The following is a 15,596-nucleotide window of genomic DNA, read 5'->3' on the forward strand; positions in this document are numbered from 1 at the left end:
TGAGAAAAGAGGGCTTCTCAGCCCTCTTTTTTCTTGGGGTCTATAGGAAATACCGTCAGTTTTTCTCCGCCGTCCCACAGGGCAAGAAATACCTCCCCCTCATCCTGATAGCCTTGGCGTAGCAGGTTCCGCCGCACCCACGTCTCCTCCTTCCCCGCCTTGCGCAGGTTTTCCGGCAGCAGGCGGCCGTCCATAACGAGGGGCAGCTGCAGGCGGGATTGTTTGGGGCGTAGATTCAAGTCCTCCGGCGAGGCGGGACGGTATGCCTCCTTGGGCAGAAAACTGACCACGCCGTTGTGCTCCAGCACCGCCGTCTGCAGCTGGCTGAGGTCAAACCATCCCCCTATCCGGCAGTAAGTGAGAAACTCGCTCAGATCCAGACGGGCCTTTTTTAGATTCTCCCGGTCAATCACTCCGTTTTCCAGCAGTACCAGCGGCTTTCCGGTGATCACAGCTCGGGCCTTCAGGGATTTGCTTGTCAGCAGAGAGATCAAAACGTCCGCCACTCCATAGAGCAGCATGGCGATCAGCGGCTTGGCGGGGTTTTCCAGCTCCGTTGCAAGTTCCGCCGCCGAGGAGCCAATTGTAATGCCTACCACATAGTCAAACATCGTCATCTGGGACACCTGTTTGTTTCCCATCAGCTTTGCCAGCAAAAACAGCACTGCGATGGAAAGAAGCGTCGTCAGACTGGTCATCCAGATTTGGTCCAGTATCTCGCTCATATCATTCCCCCTTTCCGCCGCAATGGGCGCAGCGTTCCCCCGTTGCATGAGATCTGGCCAGCAGGGCCTGTGCGGCGGTTTCTTTTGTAACAGTTTGCCACAGACCAGTATTCTTATGCGAAAAGCGGACAGCTTCACAGCTGTCCGCTTCTTAACTTGGGAAAGCCTGTTACTTACCAAGCCCTTCCCACGCTTCTATGGCTCCAACTCCCCTCGCTCGCCGGCATGGTGTGCATTGGTGTGGACATTGATAAACCGCGCCTTAAGCTTGGAGTACAGGATCATCTGGCTGGAATAGAGGCCATTGTATCCAGAGAGCATGTAGCTGATGCCGCAGGCCAGGGCAAAGTACAAAAGCCCTCCGTCTCCCATCAGCTCTACAGACAGAAAGATCGATGCAATGGGGCAGTTGGTGGCTCCGCAAAACACCGCAACCAGTCCAATGGCAGCCGCAACTCCCGCCGGAATCCCCAGCAGCGGCCCCACCACGCAGCCAAACGTGGCACCGATGAAAAAGGAGGGTACAACCTCACCGCCCTTAAAGCCTGCGGATAGAGTCAAAGCGGTAAAGACTATCTTCCACAAAAACGCCTCTGGCCGACAGCGCCCCTGTTCCACCGCGGCCGTGATCACTTCCATGCCAGCGCCGTTATAGTCCGTGACACCACACAAAAATGTCAGCGCGATCACCGCCGCTCCACCCACGGCTGCCCGGAGCCAGGGGTTGGGCAGATATCTTCTCATCTGCCGCTCCGCCACATGAAGCACCCCGCAAAACACCGCAGACACCAGTGCGCAAAGTGCCGCCAAAACCGCTACCCGGATCAGCATCCCAGCCTCTAACGCAGGCATCTCCACAGTAAACCGAGTAGGCTCCACTCCCATCCACAAAGACACGCCATAAGCTGTCAGTGCCGCAGTCAGGCAAGGGATGAGCGCCGCGTGATACATGACACCCACACTGATTACCACAATGGCGAACACCGTGGCTGCCAGCGGCGTTCCAAAGAGCGCGGAGAAAAACGCTGCCATGCCGGACATGGTGGCCACCCGCAAATCCTGGTCATCCATGCGGAACAGACGACCGGCGTGATAGCCAATGGTTCCGCCCATCTGGAGGGCCGCACCTTCCCGTCCTGCGGAGCCGCCGCACAGATGCGTCAACATAGTCCCCAGGAAAATCGCCGGCAGCAGCCAGATGGACAGCCCTGTGCCGGAGCGGACCTCGTCGATGATATCATTGGTCCCCTGCCCCTCAGTGTGGGTGAGCTTATAAAAGCCTACAATCCCAACCCCCGCCAACGGCAGGCACCACAAAAGCCATGGGAATCGTCCCCGCAGGGCCGTGGCCTCATGAACGCCGATATGGAAGGCAGCCCCCACCCCGCCACAGACTGCTCCCACGAAAACCGCCAGGATCAGCCATTTGGCCAGAGCTTTGGCATACAGGCCAATATGAGCCGCCATCGCCCGCACACCATCCATCATGCCTCCGCCCTCTGCCCATCCAGGCGGACCTCCAGCAGCTCCGGCCGCTTCAGATACCGCTCGAAAGCGGCAAAAAAGCGAGAATATTCAATTCCGGTAGCTACTCGCTCATCCATAACAACACCCAGCGGCAGCAGCTTTTTCCTGGTTCCGGCAGGGGCCAGGGGATCCTGCACAGGCTTTCCCATGCATACAAACACGCTGGTGGTGCCGAACTCATAGCAGTGGTGGAAGATGTAACTGGTATTGATGGATGCCAGGTTGGTTATAAACAGGCTGGTGTGAAAGGGACTCAGCTCAATCATCTTTCTTGGTAAAAGCCCATGCAGGTCCAAGTGATACGCCAGCCAGAACACCAGACGGGCAAGCCCTGGCACGCCAAAGGCGGCATTTGCAAATTTGTCCGCGTTATTATTGTGGGTGGCTTCCAGATTTTTGTCAATATGGCTTTGAATCTTCTGGCTGATAGTAAATACTGTGTCCTCCGGTGCCAAGAACACCTTCAGCGGTGTCTCATCCGGAGTTCCGTCTGCTCGAGTTTTCAGAATCACAAAACTAAAGCAGAAGTGGTTCCTCCGGTAAACCTTCCGGTTCATGACAAAATAGTTCACCTTGGGATTTTCCAGTGCCGCCTTATAATACGCGGCCACCAACACGCTCATGTGGGTAACATGGTGGCCCTCCCGCCGCTTTTTCCGAATGAAGGCCTTGATAAGCTCCTCATCTGCATAGTCGCTTGCCCAGTTCTGCGCGTCAAACCGTCTGGGCATGATATACGGTAATGCCTGTACAATGGGGCTGAGGCCCTTTACCCGGGTTCCATCCGATCTCATATATCGTTTCCTTTCCTAATCGGGAGAGGCTGTGCCTCTTCCGGCTATGCATACAGAATTATTATAGTTAAATTTTCGTTAAATTTCAACCAATTTTCTAGAGTATTTCCCTTGTCCAAGCATGAATGGACCCAGTCCTATCCCAGACAACTTACGCTCTATCTGCTCCCGCGGCACCCCTGTGCCTTTTATAAAACTAAAGATTGGGAAAACCAGAACAAACGTTATTTTCATTTCCGTTTCAAAGCATCTCGTCATATCGAATAAAAAAACAAATTATTTTTTTGCAAGTCTGAAAATTTTCCGGAATCGGTTGATTCTCCCTCGCCACTGTCGTATACTAAAGTCACAAGCCATGGAAGAGGTTTCCTTTTCTGATAAGGGACAGGCTGACCATGCCTTTCTTACACTGGAATTTTGATAAAATGGAGGAAAGAAGCGATGAAATACGGACGGAGCTATAACTTTTCAGCAGGACCGGCGATGATGCCAGAGGAGGTTTTGGAGGAGATTGCAGCCGAGATGATGAACTACCGTGGCAGCGGGATGTGCGTGATGGAGATGAGTCACCGGTCCAAGGTGTTCCAGCAGATTCGAGACGAGGCGGAGTCGGACCTGCGGAAGCTGATGGGCATCCCGGACAACTACAAGGTGCTGTTTGTCCAGGGCGGCGGCACAGTCCAGTTCGCCATGGTCCCCATGAACCTGATGAAAAACGGCGTTGCGTGCTATGTGGAGACCGGCGCCTGGTCGAAAAAGGCCATCAAGGAGGCGCAGAAGTACGGCGAGGTGAAGATCGTCGCCTCCTCTGCTGACAAGAATTTCTCCTATATCCCCGACTGCTCTGACCTGGACATTCCCGAGAACGCAGACTATGTCTACATCTGCGAGAATGAGACCATCAACGGCACCACCTACTATCAGCTGCCCGACACAAAGGGCAAAATCCTGGTCTCCGACCAGTCCTCCATGTTCCTCTCCCGGCCCTGCGACGTGAGCAAGTACGGCCTGATCTGGGCGGGTGTGCAGAAGAACGTGGGGCCCGCCGGCATGGCAGTGGTGATCATCCGGGAGGACCTGCTGCGGGAAGACCTGCCGAAGTTTGTGCCCACCTACCTCAGCTATAAAACCCACGCGGACAACGATTCGCTGTATAACACCCCCAACTGCTGGGCCATCTACTGCTGCGGCAAGGTGTTCAAATACCTGCTGGCCAAGGGAGGGCTGGAGGCTATGAACCGGCGCAACGAGGAGAAGGCGGCGGTGCTGTATGACTTCCTGGATCAGAGCAAGTTCTTCACCGGCGCGGTGGTGAAGGAGAATCGTTCCCTCATGAACGTGCCGTTCGTCTCCCCCAGCAAGGAGCAGGACGCCGAGGTGGTAGCCGCCAGCAAGGAGGCGGGCTTCGATAACCTCAAGGGCCACAAGAGCGTAGGCGGCCTGCGGGCGTCTATCTACAACGCCATGCCCAAGGAGGGTGTGGAGGCCTTGGTGGAGTTCCTGAGGAAATACGAAGCGGAGCATGCCTGAGAGCGGTGGCATGAAATCCATTCGAGAGCTTTACAAAATCGGCAAGGGGCCTTCCAGCTCCCACACCATCGGTCCGGAGCGGGCGGCCCGGCGCTTCCGGGAGACGCATCCAGATGCGGATGCCTTCCAGGTACGGCTGTACGAGTCCCTCTGCAAAACCGGAAAGGGTCACGGGACCGACCGGGTCCTGCATGAGGTGCTCTCCCCCATTCCCACGGAGGTTGTTTTCTGTGAGGAGACGCCTCCGGACGTCACCCATCCAAACACCATGGATTTCCTGGCGTTTCAGGGCGGGGAGGTCGTGGATACCGCCCGCGTCATCTCCGTGGGAGGCGGCGACATCCAGTTCGCTGATCTGGAGGAGGAGACGGCCGAGGTCTATCCGGAAAACAGCTTCGCGGAGGTAGAGCAGTTCTGCCGCTTCCGCAGTCTGGACCTGGCGGAATATGTGGAGTTCAACGAGGGACATGAAATCTGGCCGTTTCTGGCGGACATCTGGCAGGCGATGAAGCAGTCGGTGGCGGATGGTCTGGCGGCAGAAGGCATCCTTCCTGGAGGATTGAAGATCGAGCGGAAAGCGAAGATGCTCTATCACCATCAGGACCCCAACGAAATCCCTCAGGTGCGGGAGTGCCGGATCATTTCCTCTTACGCCTTTGCCGTGAGCGAACAGAACGCGGACTGCGGGACGATTGTGACGGCACCCACCTGTGGGTCCTGCGGGGTGATTCCGGCGGCCCTTTTGTATATGCAGCAGCAGCGGCACTTTACTGACGAGCAGATGCTGCCAGGGTTGGCAGTGGCGGGACTGATCGGAAACTTGATCAAGCACAACGCCTCCATCTCCGGGGCGGAGTGCGGCTGCCAGGCGGAGATCGGCGCGGCGTGTTCCATGGCCGCGGCGGCGCTGACGTACCTCTTTGGGCTGAGGACAGACCAGGTGCAGTACGCGGCGGAAATTGCGCTGGAGCACCACCTGGGCCTGACGTGCGACCCCATCTGCGGGCTGGTGCAGGTGCCCTGTATTGAGCGAAACGCAGTGGCCGCCATGCGGGCAATGAATTCCTGCAATCTGGCCTATTTTCTAGCGGATACCCAGCGGATTTCCTTTGATATTGTGGTACGGACGATGTATGAGACAGGCATCAGCATGAACCAGCGCTTCCGGGAGACGGCGGAAGGCGGCCTTGCGAAGATGTTTGAACGGAGAAGGCGCTGAGCACATCAAAAAAGAGTAAGGAGTGGTCCTATGAGAATTTTGGTAACAGACGGTATGGACGCCAGCGCAGTGGAAAAACTGCGTGGGGACGGTTATGAGGTAGTAGAGCAGTTTTATGAGCCGGAAGCCCTGGGCGGCGCTCTGCGGGAGTTTGACGCAGTGGTGATCCGGAGCGCCACAAAGATCAAGGAGCCCCAGATTGACGCCGCCAAGGGCGGTCGTCTGAAGCTGATCATCCGGGCCGGCGTGGGTGTGGACAACATTGCGGTGCAATATGCGGAGGCGGCGGGCATCACGGTGAAGAATACGCCCCGGGCCTCCTCCAACGCAGTGGCGGAGCTGGCCATGGCGCTGCTGTTCTCCTGCGCGCGGAATATCTCCATTGCAGGACACACCATGCGGGAGGGCAAATGGGAGAAGAAGGCCTATTCCAAGGGATTTGAGCTCTCCGGCAAGACGATGGGTGTGATCGGTTACGGCCGTATCGGCCGGCTGGTTGGCGAAAAGGGCCAGGCCCTGGGGATGAAGGTACTATCTGTAGTGCACCGGAACAAACCCGAGGGATGCGAGAGCGAGACGATGCATTTTGTGACCATGGACGAGCTGTTGTCCCAGTCGGACATTCTGGTGCTGTGCGCTCCCAGTGGGGAGAAACCGCTGGTGGACGCGGAGAGCCTTGCGAAGATGAAGGACGGGGTGGTGATCATCAACGTCTCCCGCGGCTCCAACGTGGACGAGGAGGCGCTGCTGGAAGGCCTGAACAGCGGCAAGGTAAAGGCCGCAGGTCTGGACGTGTGGCTGAGTGAGAAGGACCCCAACTGGACCCTGGCACAGCATCCCGCAGTCTCCTGCACTCCCCACATCGGGGCTGGCACGAAGGAGGCCCAGAAGCGGATCGGCGCGGAGCTGGTGGATATCATTGAGCATTTTAACTGAGTGATGGATAAAGTGGGAGGGCCGGCGTGCAAGCGTCGGCCCTCCCGCTCCTTTGTCTCCAACAACTTTGCAGAAATCCCGGCGGCCGAGCGTAAAAAACGCTGCTCTCTAGTGCCTTTGTTTGATATCCTGCTGGCGTTTTTGGGGTTGTATGGATGCATCCGATGTTACCGGTTGCTGTACTCCCCCTGTCCCATTTGTCAGCCTTTCCTCCGATCCCTTCATCTAAAGCGCCTTTCCAATCGTCCGGGTCCTACACCCGTTTCTTCCAATAACCTCTTAATTTTTATAATATCTTTGAAAATCCTTCATATTTGTTCACGAAATTTTAACTGCCATCTCTATTTACATTTTAAAGTTGTCAGTATATAATATCGTTATTCCAATTTAAAGACGGTGAAATCCTATGAAAGAAACGGTTGTCCCCTCCCAATACCTGCAGATTGCTCTGGATATTGCCCAGCGCATTGCCAAAGGTGAACTTCCGGAAGGCAGCCGGATTTATGGCCGGTCTTTGATGGCGTCTGAATATAACGTATCTCCGGAAACCGTCCGGCGGGCCCTTCGGCTGCTGGCGGATATGAAGGTGGTGGAGGTCAAGCCTCAGAGCGGCGCTGTGGTTCTCTCTGCAGACAGCGCCCAGCGGTACATTGAAAATTTCGAAGAGAGTGCCGACATCCATGCCCTGCGCTTGAAGCTCAAAGAGCAAATGGAGGCCTCCGCTGATCTCTATCGCCGCATGGCCGAGACAGTGACGGCCCTGGTAAAGAGTCGGGACACCTTTTCCGCCGCTCACGAGCCGTTTCCGAACTATGAGGTCCCTGTTCCAAAAGGCTCCCCTTGTATTGGACAGAGCATCGGCGCTTTAAAATTCTGGCAGTCCACCGGCGGCACGATTGTCGCAATCCGGAGAGGTCAAACGGTGATTCTCTCTCCTGGCCCCTATGCGGAGCTCTACGCGGGAGATGTCATCGTCCTGGTCGGCAGCTCCACCGCTGCCGAAGCCGCCAACCGTTTAGTAACTGTAAAGGAGTGAGCAATATGATCCAATTCCAGCACGTCTCCAAAAGCTATGGAAAGACCCCCATTCTCAAGGACCTGAACTTCACCATCCCTGACGGGCAGTTCGTCATCCTGATCGGGCCGTCCGGCTGCGGCAAGACCACGACCATGAAAATGATCAACCGCCTTCTGGAGCCGGATTCCGGAACCATCCTCATCGATGGACAGGATATCCACAATCAAGACAAGGTAGAACTGCGGCGGCACATCGGATATGTGATCCAACAGATTGGTCTGTTTCCTAACATGACCGTAGCCCAGAATATTTGTGTGGTTCCCAAGCTTTTAAAATACGATAAGTCCCGCTGCGATCAAATTGTTCAGGAGATGCTGCAACTGGTGGGCATGGAGCAATATGCGGACAAGTACCCCTCAGAGCTCTCTGGCGGACAGCAGCAGCGCATCGGCGTGCTGCGGGCGCTGGCGGCCTCTCCTCCGATCGTGCTCATGGACGAACCCTTCAGCGCCCTGGACCCCATGACCCGTGAGTCCCTTCAGGACGAGGTGAAGAGCATTCAGCAGAAGCTGAACAAGACCATTGTCTTTGTCAGCCATGACATGGGAGAGGCATTAAAGCTGGCAGATGTCATCATCTTCATGGAAAGTGGTCAGGTGGTGCAGATGGCCTCTCCGGAGGAGATGCTGGAGCATCCAGCCAATGATCTGGTACGTAACTTCCTCGGCAAGCATGCTCCTGACGTCCCCGCGCCCTCCACTGTGGAGCACTTCATGCGCACAAACGTGGTCTCTGTCAGAAAGGACCGGGGCGTGCTGGAATGTGCGGAGCGCATGGCCCGCAGCAGCGTGGACTCCCTGCTGGTCACTGACGAGCACGAACGGTATGTGGGGACCATCTCCATCGGTGATATTCGCCACTGGGGCCGGGAGCTCACCAGCATTGAACCCCTGGTCCGCCAGAGCGCCCGGACCGCCCGGGTGGGCGACGAGGCCAAGGAGAGCTTTGACTACCTGCTGGATTCCGGTGCCAACTATGTGGTGGTCCTGAATGCGGACGATACCATTGCGGGCATCGTCACCAAGACCAGCGTGGCACGGTCCGTGGCGGAGAACCTGTGGGGGGAGGCCAAATGATGACTCTCCTTCAAACATACGGCGCGGATCTGATCAAGGCCATCTGTGAGCACACGATTTATGTGTTGATTTCCGTGGCTATCGGCTTTTCCGTTGGGCTGGTGTGCGGGATTCTGCTCTCCCGTGTCCCCCGCTGGCTCTCCGGCATCATCATCCCGGTGCTCTCCATCTTCCAGACCATCCCCGGCCTGGTATTCATCGGCGTTCTGTTCATCTTCTGGGGCGACATCTATCCCACGGTGATTGTGGCTCTGAGTGTTTACGCCATGTTTCCAGTGCTGAAAAATACGTACACCGGCATTCTTGGCGTGGAGGAACGGTATCTGGAGGCTGCAAGAGGCTGCGGCATGTCTCCGTTCCAGACCCTGATCCGGGTGGAGCTGCCTCTGGCCATGCCCATCATCATCGCAGGTCTCCGGATGGCCGCAATTTATACCGTCTCCTGGGCGGTACTGGCCTCCATGATCGGTCTGGGCGGCTTAGGTGATTTTGTATATCGGGGCACCTCCTCCAACAACAATACGCTCATCCTGCTTGGCGCCATTCCGGCTGCTGTTCTGGCCATTCTCTTTGGCGTTTTGATTGACCTGCTGCAAAAGAAGGTTACTCCCCGCGGACTTTGGAAGGAGGCAGGCAGATGAGCTGGGACTTGATTTTCCAACACCTGTTCATTGTTCTTGCGGCAAGCCTGCTCTCTATTCTGGTAGGGCTTCCCTTGGGAATCTGGGCCTATGTGTCCAAGGGCGTCCGGCCGGTCATTCTCCGGATTGTGGACCTGCTGCAAACCATCCCCTCCCTGGCATTACTCGGCATCATTATGGTGGTGCTGGACCCCGGAAAGCCCACCGTGATCATCGGCATCATGCTCTACTCCCTGCTGCCCATCGTGCGCAATACCTGCCTGGGCCTTCAGGAGGTGGACCCAGGCGTGAAGGAGGCGGCCCGGGGCATGGGCATGAGCAAGCCGTACCGGGTTTTGATGGTGGAATTCCCCCTGGCGTTTCCCACGGTGTTTACTGGCATCCGCATCGCGGTGGTGAACGCCATCGGCACCGCCGTGTTCGCGGCCTTTGTGGGCGGCGGCGGCCTGGGCGGTGTTATTACCCAGGCAATCCGTATCTCGAACATGCCGCTGATCCTGGCCGCCACTGGCGTGCTGATGGTCATCGCAGTGGTGCTGGACCTGGTGATGAGCTGGTTCGAGGGCCAGATGCGCAAATCCAAGGGCGGGTCCAAAAAGATGTGGATTCCCGTGGCGGCCATTGTGGTGGCCTTCTGTCTGCTGCTGCCCTATGGCCGCGGCGGCACCGGCGATATTCTGCTCTATGACGGCGATTATTCTGAGACACAGCTGATGCATCATATGGTGAAGATGCTGGTGGAGGACCAGACCGATCTGACCGTCACCATCCAGGACCAGATGTCCCAGGTAAACAACTGGAACTCCCTCAAGGGCGACGGTCACACTTGCGACCTCATGATCTCTTACGACGGCACGATTCTCACCACGTTCCTGGGACAGGACACCGTAGACGTGCCGGAGGGCATGACCATCTACGAGTACGTTCAGGGTGAGCTGGAGGGCTATGGTCTGCGGCAGCTGGAGCAGCTGGGCTTTGAGAATACCTACGCCATTGGCGTACCGGAGGGACTGGCTCAGGAGTACGGCCTGGAGACCATCAGCGACCTGATCCCCGTGGCGGATCAGTTGACCTTCGGTGCGGAACAGGAGTTCTTTACTCTGGAGGGCAGCATGAAGTACGAGCCCTTTGTGGCCTTCTATGGTCTGAACTTCAAGGACCACTCTTCCGTGGATATGGGACTGAAATATTCCGCCATTGAAAACGGCAGCTTTGATGTGGCGGTGGTCTACACCACCGACGGCCTGAACAAAAAGGTGGGGTTGAAAGTTCTGGAGGATGACAAGAGCTTTTTCCCGGACTACAACGGAGTGTTTCTGGTACGGGACGATCTGATGGAGAAATATCCGGAGCTGGAGGGAATTCTCAACCAGCTCGCCGGCAGGATCTCCTCGGATCAGATGGCAGATCTGACCTACCAGGTGGATGTGGAGGGCCGCATGGTAGACGATGTGGCCCGGGAATTCCTGATCAGTCTGGGCCTGCTGGTGGGATAAAGCGCTCCTAAAAACACGCTCTGGAACGACTGCGTCCCAGAGCGTGTTTTTTCAGAAAGAACGAAGCCGCTGCGAAACCATGTTCCCCGTGTTTTCGTCTATGCTGGCAGAGAAAGGAGGCTGACATGTGGAGGACAATCAGATTATTGACCTGTACTGGGCCCGGGACCAACGGGCTATTGACGAGACCAGCGGAAAATACGGCGGCTTCCTGCTGCAACTGGCCTGGAATATTCTCCGCAGCCATGCAGATGCGGAGGAGTGTGTCAACGACACTTATCTGCATACCTGGAACGCCATTCCACCCGCCCGCCCCTCAGCCCTGAAGCTCTGGCTGGGGCGGATTGCTCGGAATCTGTCTCTGGACCGCTGGAAGTGGACCAGAGCTCAAAAGCGTGGCGGTGCCGGCATGGAAGTTCTGTTGGGTGAACTGGACGACTGCGTTCCCACGTCCCACAGTCCTGAGCGGTGTCTGGAGGACCAGGAGATCGCAGATTTGATCGGCGCCTTTTTGCGGCGTTTGCCGGCGGAGCGCCGGCAGATCTTTCTCCGGCGGTACTGGTATGGCCAAGAGCTATCGGAAATCGCCGGGGCGCTTGGCTGCGGCCAGGGGAAGGTGAAGTCCTCCCTGTTCCGCACCCGAAAGGCGCTGCGGGCCTATTTGGAACAGGAGGGAGTGGCACTATGAGCGAGCGTCTTTTCCGGATTTTAGGTCTGATAGCCGATGATCTCATCGAGGAGGCGGGCCGTTCCGCCTCCCGCCGGCGGCCCTGGCGGAATCTCGCCGCCGCAGCCTGTGTGGTGCTGGTGTGCGGCGCTACCTTCGGCTTTCTGGCAGCCTCTGGTGGAAATCTCCTGAGTGGAGGCGCAAGCGGTAATACCGCCAGCGATGGGGCAAGTGCCGGTGCAGGCGAGCATGACGGCGGGACCGCGTTCATGTCCTACGCCGGTCCCATCCTTCCTCTGACCACCGCAGAGGCGAATCCCGGCCTGCTGTCTGAGCGCACGATCACCTGGGACCTTTCCCCAGGGACCTATGCAGACGGCTCTCCCCGCCAGTGGGGGGCTGCGGTGTCAGACTGCTATGCGCTGACGAATCCCTCAGAGGAGGCTATCACCGTGACGGCCCTTTATCCTTTCACCGGCAGCTTTTCCGCTCTGCCATCCATCCAGCCGGAGGTGACGGTGAACGGCGCGGCGGCAGAGCCCAAGCTGTACGCCGGCCCCTATGCCGGCGGCTTCCGGGATGCGGGCGAGGCGGATGACTCCACTTGGAACCCCTCCTCCTGGACGGACTACCAGGAGCTGCTGGAGAGCGGCGCCTATCTTGATCAGGCTCTGGGCGAGGAGCCCCGGCTGGACGTCCCAGTAACGGTTTATTCCTTCTCCGACTTCTCCCTGCCGGAAGACGCCCCGGACGCCGCCACCCAAGCCGTGACCTTCACCCTGGACCCGGAGCGGACCACCGTGCTGTCCTATGGCTTCAACGGCATGAGCCAGGAGGCCGGCTGGAGGCAGTACAGCTATTTTGTACCAAACGGGGTCCGCTCTGAATCGGATTTGAAGCTGCTGGTGATCATCGGGGATGACTTGGGAGCATACACTCTTCAGGGCTATGTGGACGGAGGCTGTGAGCAAATGCTTGCAGATGTCTCCTGTACCGTAACCCGGACGGAAACCACTTTCGACGCGGTGCTGGAGGAGATCTGTCGGAGCTACGCGGCAGAATACAATGCGCGGCGATCCACGGAAGAGGCCACCGCTTTTGATTTCCTATCTCTTGACATGCTTCAGCGGGCAGCGGCAGAGTTGCTGACCCAGTATGGGCTGTTCTCCGAAAATGCCAAGGACCGTTACAGCGACGGGCGGCTGGATGAAATCGTCAGCGAGTCCCTCGTTCAGGAACGAGTCCTATACCTCGCTTTTCCCGTGACAATTCCTGCCGGAGGCAGCGCTGCAGTATCGGTTGCACTGTGGAAGGAGCCCAGCTACGATTTTGGCTGCTCCGGGTCTGAAAACACAGATCTCCAGGGTTATGATCTGATCACTTGTCTTGGCTCCACGCTGAATTTTACCTCTCAGACCGCCGTGCTGGCAGAAACCCAGGGTGTGGAGCTTGTCCGGCAAAACATCGGCTTTGATCCGGAGGATGGCATCACCCAGGTCCCCTTGGACCTGACCGAGGAACACTATTTCATAGAAATCCGTCCCACCCCCTGATAGTACGATCCGCCGCCTCGCAAGTGCGAGGATAACAGCGGGTCTGCAATGTGTTTTCCGTTTAGAGTGAGCTGTGGCCTTACATGAGGAAAACCGCCCCCGAGACTTCTGAAACTCTTTCCCGATTTAGGAACATTCCATGATTGACCAGACGTGGCCGCCCCATTGGGGCGGCCACGTCTAACTCAGTTCTCTGCGGAAGAGTGCAATTTCAAAATCACCATGGTCATGGCACCCTCCCGGGCCACTGCATTGGAGTTGCTGTTCAGTGTCAGCACGGTCTCCTCTGGTGCCGTTAAAATAAAGGATGCAGAGCCGGATACACTGGCATTGTTTTCCGCCGTACGGCTGTAGACGCCATACTCCAAAAATCCACGGCCCTGATAGGCCGGTGTGATCTGGAGGTATCCCGCCGTTAGCAAAATGGCAGAGATGTGATAGGTCACAAGATACGTTCCGGGCAGCAGGGTGATCTGCGTGCCGGAGGTCTGAACAATGTGCCCGGTGGCATCTGCTGTTCCAGTGGCAAAGGGGATGGGACTTCCATCTGGTAATGGCACCATCAGCGTGACAAATGAGGCATAAATGTCCGGTCCGGCAGGCCCCTCTGGACCGGCGGGTCCTTCCGTGCCGGTCTCACCTCGTGGAATGGAAAAGTCCAGCTGCGCACCGCAGGGGGTGGGCGTCACGCGCACCTGGGCATCCGTACCAGGATCAGTGGTAATCGTCTGACCTACAGTAATATCTGGCAGTGGGCAGCAGAAATGAATTTGGCAGTCAGAACTACCTGGGGTTGGCTGCATATACAACGGCCTCCTTTCCAAGGGGTCAGAACAGTATATGCCCATTCCAGCTATTTCGCCTCAGGACTGATCCGATCCGCTGCGGCCGCCGCAAGCTTTGCTCCCAACCAACCTACAACGGCTCCCAGCACCGCTCCCCCCAGAACATCGCTGGGCCAATGAACATAGAGGTACAGACGGGAAAACGCAATCAGCAGAGCCCAGAGCAGGGCCGGCTTCCACAAAGGGCTGCCAGATGCCTTGAGTGCAAACACGGCGGCAAAAGAGGCTGCCGTGTGACCAGAGGGAAATGAGGCATCCCCCGGAGGGGGAATCAGCAGCACCACATCCGGCCGCTCCACAAACGGACGAAGCCGCCCGATCAGAGGCTTGAGCACCAGGTTGCAGGCAATCAAATCCAATGTCAGCCCAAAGGCCACCGCCGCTCCGTGCCGGCGCTGCCCCTTTAACAGCACCAACACTACTGCCAGCAAAATCCAAATTTCCCCATGGTTTGCCGTCCAGCTGATCCATGGCATCGCCATATCCAGGAATTCACACCGCAGATGCGTCTGAATCCAGTCCAGAATTGCCAGCTCCGCAGAGTGCATGTGAGATCACCTCTTTCAAAGTAATATCTTTGCTATGTCGCAGACATGATTATAGCGAAAAGCCGCCCGGAACGCAAGAAGGAGGCTCTCCCCGGTGCTGACTGCTGATAAAATCTCATCCTGAGAAAATTTCTCTTTTTCTCCTTTTGTTGCAAAAACAACTTGTTCTTGTTGACATCATCCGATATAATTACAACATCTTGTGGTTGGAGTGTGATTACAGTGCGCATCAGTGGTTTACAGAAGCTGTCCATGGTGGATTATCCCGGAAAGCTGGCCGCTACGGTATTTACCGGTGGGTGCGATCTCAGATGTCCCTTCTGCCACAATGCGCCCCTGGTCGTTCGGGTTGCCGAGACGCCTCACCTCTCCCAGGAGGAGATTCTCTCTTTCCTGGACAGCCGGCGGGGACTTTTAGACGGGGTGGTGCTCTCCGGCGGAGAACCATTGCTGCAGCCCGATGCGGCGGAATTCCTGCGAGCCGTTCGATCCATGGGGTTTGCGGTGAAGCTGGACACCAACGGCTGCCACCCGGAAGCTCTCGCAGACATTTTGCGGCAGGGACTGGCGGATTATGTAGCCATGGACATCAAGAACTGCCGGGAGAAATACGCCGGGACCGTGGGAGTGCCGGACTTTGATCTGGCGCCGGTGGAGGAAAGCATCCAGCTGCTGTGCCGTAGCGGTGTGGAGTTTGAGTTCCGTACCACGGTGGTCCGGGAGTTCCACACCGCTGCGGACATCACGGCCATCGGCAGATGGCTGGAGGGTTCTCCCCGGTATTTCCTGCAAAAGTTTGTAGATTCCGGCGATTTGGTCGGAAGCGGCTGTCATGCTCCGGAGGATGAAGAGATGCGGGCTATGGCAGATGCCGCAAGGCCGTGGTTTCAAGCGGTTGCGCTGCGGGGCATTGACTAGATTTAGTTTTCTTTGGCATTTTAAACGAAAAAGAATACCATAT

At 57.0% G+C, this 15,596-nt stretch carries 15 protein-coding genes; 10 read left to right on the forward strand and 5 right to left on the reverse strand.

The annotated features are described in order from the left end of the window. Window positions 1-17: 17 nt before the first annotated feature. From KJS55_RS00890 to KJS55_RS00900, 3 genes are all read right to left on the reverse strand, one after another. Window positions 18-725: a DUF421 domain-containing protein gene (locus KJS55_RS00890; protein WP_213542462.1), complete on the reverse strand. Its 708-nt coding sequence runs from the start codon at window positions 723-725 to the stop codon at window positions 18-20. Between the two features lie 195 nt (window positions 726-920). Continuing rightward, complete coding sequence (locus tag KJS55_RS00895; protein ID WP_213542464.1) at window positions 921-2,213, reverse strand: chloride channel protein; 1,293 nt, start codon at window positions 2,211-2,213, stop codon at window positions 921-923. Then, entirely contained in the window at window positions 2,210-3,046 is an 837-nt protein-coding gene (locus KJS55_RS00900) for a hypothetical protein (RefSeq protein WP_187032583.1), read from the reverse strand. Before KJS55_RS00900 ends, KJS55_RS00895 begins: the two co-directional genes overlap by 4 nt. A gap of 441 nt (window positions 3,047-3,487) precedes the next feature. Between KJS55_RS00900 and serC the strand changes: the two genes are divergently transcribed. The 9 genes from serC to KJS55_RS00945 all read left to right on the forward strand — a co-directional run bounded on the left by serC (window position 3,488) and on the right by KJS55_RS00945 (window position 13,242). After that, window positions 3,488-4,576 carry a 3-phosphoserine/phosphohydroxythreonine transaminase gene (serC, locus tag KJS55_RS00905; protein WP_213542466.1) on the forward strand — a complete coding sequence of 363 codons (1,089 nt, stop codon included), beginning with the start codon at window positions 3,488-3,490 and terminating at the stop codon, window positions 4,574-4,576. Between the two features lie 10 nt (window positions 4,577-4,586). Further along, window positions 4,587-5,795, forward strand: coding sequence for an L-serine ammonia-lyase, iron-sulfur-dependent, subunit alpha (locus KJS55_RS00910; RefSeq protein WP_187031371.1), 1,209 nt, complete (start codon window positions 4,587-4,589; stop codon window positions 5,793-5,795). A gap of 30 nt (window positions 5,796-5,825) precedes the next feature. Then, window positions 5,826-6,731, forward strand: coding sequence for an NAD(P)-dependent oxidoreductase (locus KJS55_RS00915; RefSeq protein ID WP_187031369.1), 906 nt, complete (start codon window positions 5,826-5,828; stop codon window positions 6,729-6,731). Window positions 6,732-7,137: 406 nt separating this feature from the next. Continuing rightward, window positions 7,138-7,767: a GntR family transcriptional regulator gene (locus KJS55_RS00920; protein WP_187031367.1), complete on the forward strand. Its 630-nt coding sequence runs from the start codon at window positions 7,138-7,140 to the stop codon at window positions 7,765-7,767. A gap of 5 nt (window positions 7,768-7,772) precedes the next feature. Beyond that, entirely contained in the window at window positions 7,773-8,885 is a 1,113-nt protein-coding gene (locus KJS55_RS00925) for a betaine/proline/choline family ABC transporter ATP-binding protein (RefSeq protein WP_213542468.1), read from the forward strand. Next, on the forward strand, window positions 8,882-9,526 hold the full coding sequence (locus KJS55_RS00930) for an ABC transporter permease (RefSeq protein WP_187031362.1): 645 nt from the start codon (window positions 8,882-8,884) through the stop codon (window positions 9,524-9,526). The genes KJS55_RS00925 and KJS55_RS00930 overlap by 4 nt, the downstream gene beginning before the upstream one ends. After that, on the forward strand, window positions 9,523-11,022 hold the full coding sequence (locus KJS55_RS00935) for a glycine betaine ABC transporter substrate-binding protein (RefSeq protein WP_213542470.1): 1,500 nt from the start codon (window positions 9,523-9,525) through the stop codon (window positions 11,020-11,022). The genes KJS55_RS00930 and KJS55_RS00935 overlap by 4 nt, the downstream gene beginning before the upstream one ends. Window positions 11,023-11,149: 127 nt before the next feature. Then, a complete protein-coding gene (locus KJS55_RS00940; protein ID WP_213542471.1) occupies window positions 11,150-11,710 on the forward strand; it encodes an RNA polymerase sigma factor in 561 nt (186 codons plus the stop codon). Next, window positions 11,707-13,242: a hypothetical protein gene (locus tag KJS55_RS00945; protein WP_213542472.1), complete on the forward strand. Its 1,536-nt coding sequence runs from the start codon at window positions 11,707-11,709 to the stop codon at window positions 13,240-13,242. The genes KJS55_RS00940 and KJS55_RS00945 overlap by 4 nt, the downstream gene beginning before the upstream one ends. A gap of 185 nt (window positions 13,243-13,427) precedes the next feature. Here the strand turns inward: KJS55_RS00945 and KJS55_RS00950 are convergent, their stop codons facing one another. Together KJS55_RS00950 and KJS55_RS00955 are read right to left on the reverse strand one after the other, a co-directional pair. Next, on the reverse strand, window positions 13,428-14,045 hold the full coding sequence (locus KJS55_RS00950; RefSeq protein WP_187031353.1) for a hypothetical protein: 618 nt from the start codon (window positions 14,043-14,045) through the stop codon (window positions 13,428-13,430). Window positions 14,046-14,095: 50 nt separating this feature from the next. Further along, the gene (locus tag KJS55_RS00955) at window positions 14,096-14,635 is read right to left on the reverse strand and encodes a phosphatase PAP2 family protein (protein ID WP_213542474.1); all 540 of its coding nucleotides are present in this window, start codon (window positions 14,633-14,635) and stop codon (window positions 14,096-14,098) included. A gap of 222 nt (window positions 14,636-14,857) precedes the next feature. On the opposite strand from KJS55_RS00955, the gene KJS55_RS00960 reads away from it, so the two are divergent. Continuing rightward, window positions 14,858-15,553, forward strand: coding sequence for an anaerobic ribonucleoside-triphosphate reductase activating protein (locus KJS55_RS00960; RefSeq protein ID WP_187031349.1), 696 nt, complete (start codon window positions 14,858-14,860; stop codon window positions 15,551-15,553). The last annotated feature ends 43 nt before the right edge of the window (window positions 15,554-15,596 follow it).

Origin of the sequence: Pusillibacter faecalis, from assembly GCF_018408705.1 — a bacterium.
In the GTDB taxonomy this organism is placed as follows: Bacteria; Bacillota; Clostridia; order Oscillospirales; family Oscillospiraceae; genus Oscillibacter; species Oscillibacter faecalis.

What these genes read in the sequence shown, in the direction of transcription:
- KJS55_RS00890 (WP_213542462.1), bottom strand. Translation starts at nt 725, where the DNA reads ATGAGCGAGATACTGGACCAAATCTGGATGACCAGTCTGACGACGCTT.
- KJS55_RS00895 (WP_213542464.1), bottom strand. Translation starts at nt 2,213, where the DNA reads ATGATGGATGGTGTGCGGGCGATGGCGGCTCATATTGGCCTGTATGCC.
- KJS55_RS00900 (WP_187032583.1), bottom strand. Translation starts at nt 3,046, where the DNA reads ATGAGATCGGATGGAACCCGGGTAAAGGGCCTCAGCCCCATTGTACAG.
- serC (WP_213542466.1), top strand. Translation starts at nt 3,488, where the DNA reads ATGAAATACGGACGGAGCTATAACTTTTCAGCAGGACCGGCGATGATG.
- KJS55_RS00910 (WP_187031371.1), top strand. Translation starts at nt 4,587, where the DNA reads ATGAAATCCATTCGAGAGCTTTACAAAATCGGCAAGGGGCCTTCCAGC.
- KJS55_RS00915 (WP_187031369.1), top strand. Translation starts at nt 5,826, where the DNA reads ATGAGAATTTTGGTAACAGACGGTATGGACGCCAGCGCAGTGGAAAAA.
- KJS55_RS00920 (WP_187031367.1), top strand. Translation starts at nt 7,138, where the DNA reads ATGAAAGAAACGGTTGTCCCCTCCCAATACCTGCAGATTGCTCTGGAT.
- KJS55_RS00925 (WP_213542468.1), top strand. Translation starts at nt 7,773, where the DNA reads ATGATCCAATTCCAGCACGTCTCCAAAAGCTATGGAAAGACCCCCATT.
- KJS55_RS00930 (WP_187031362.1), top strand. Translation starts at nt 8,882, where the DNA reads ATGATGACTCTCCTTCAAACATACGGCGCGGATCTGATCAAGGCCATC.
- KJS55_RS00935 (WP_213542470.1), top strand. Translation starts at nt 9,523, where the DNA reads ATGAGCTGGGACTTGATTTTCCAACACCTGTTCATTGTTCTTGCGGCA.
- KJS55_RS00945 (WP_213542472.1), top strand. Translation starts at nt 11,707, where the DNA reads ATGAGCGAGCGTCTTTTCCGGATTTTAGGTCTGATAGCCGATGATCTC.
- KJS55_RS00950 (WP_187031353.1), bottom strand. Translation starts at nt 14,045, where the DNA reads ATGCAGCCAACCCCAGGTAGTTCTGACTGCCAAATTCATTTCTGCTGC.
- KJS55_RS00955 (WP_213542474.1), bottom strand. Translation starts at nt 14,635, where the DNA reads ATGCACTCTGCGGAGCTGGCAATTCTGGACTGGATTCAGACGCATCTG.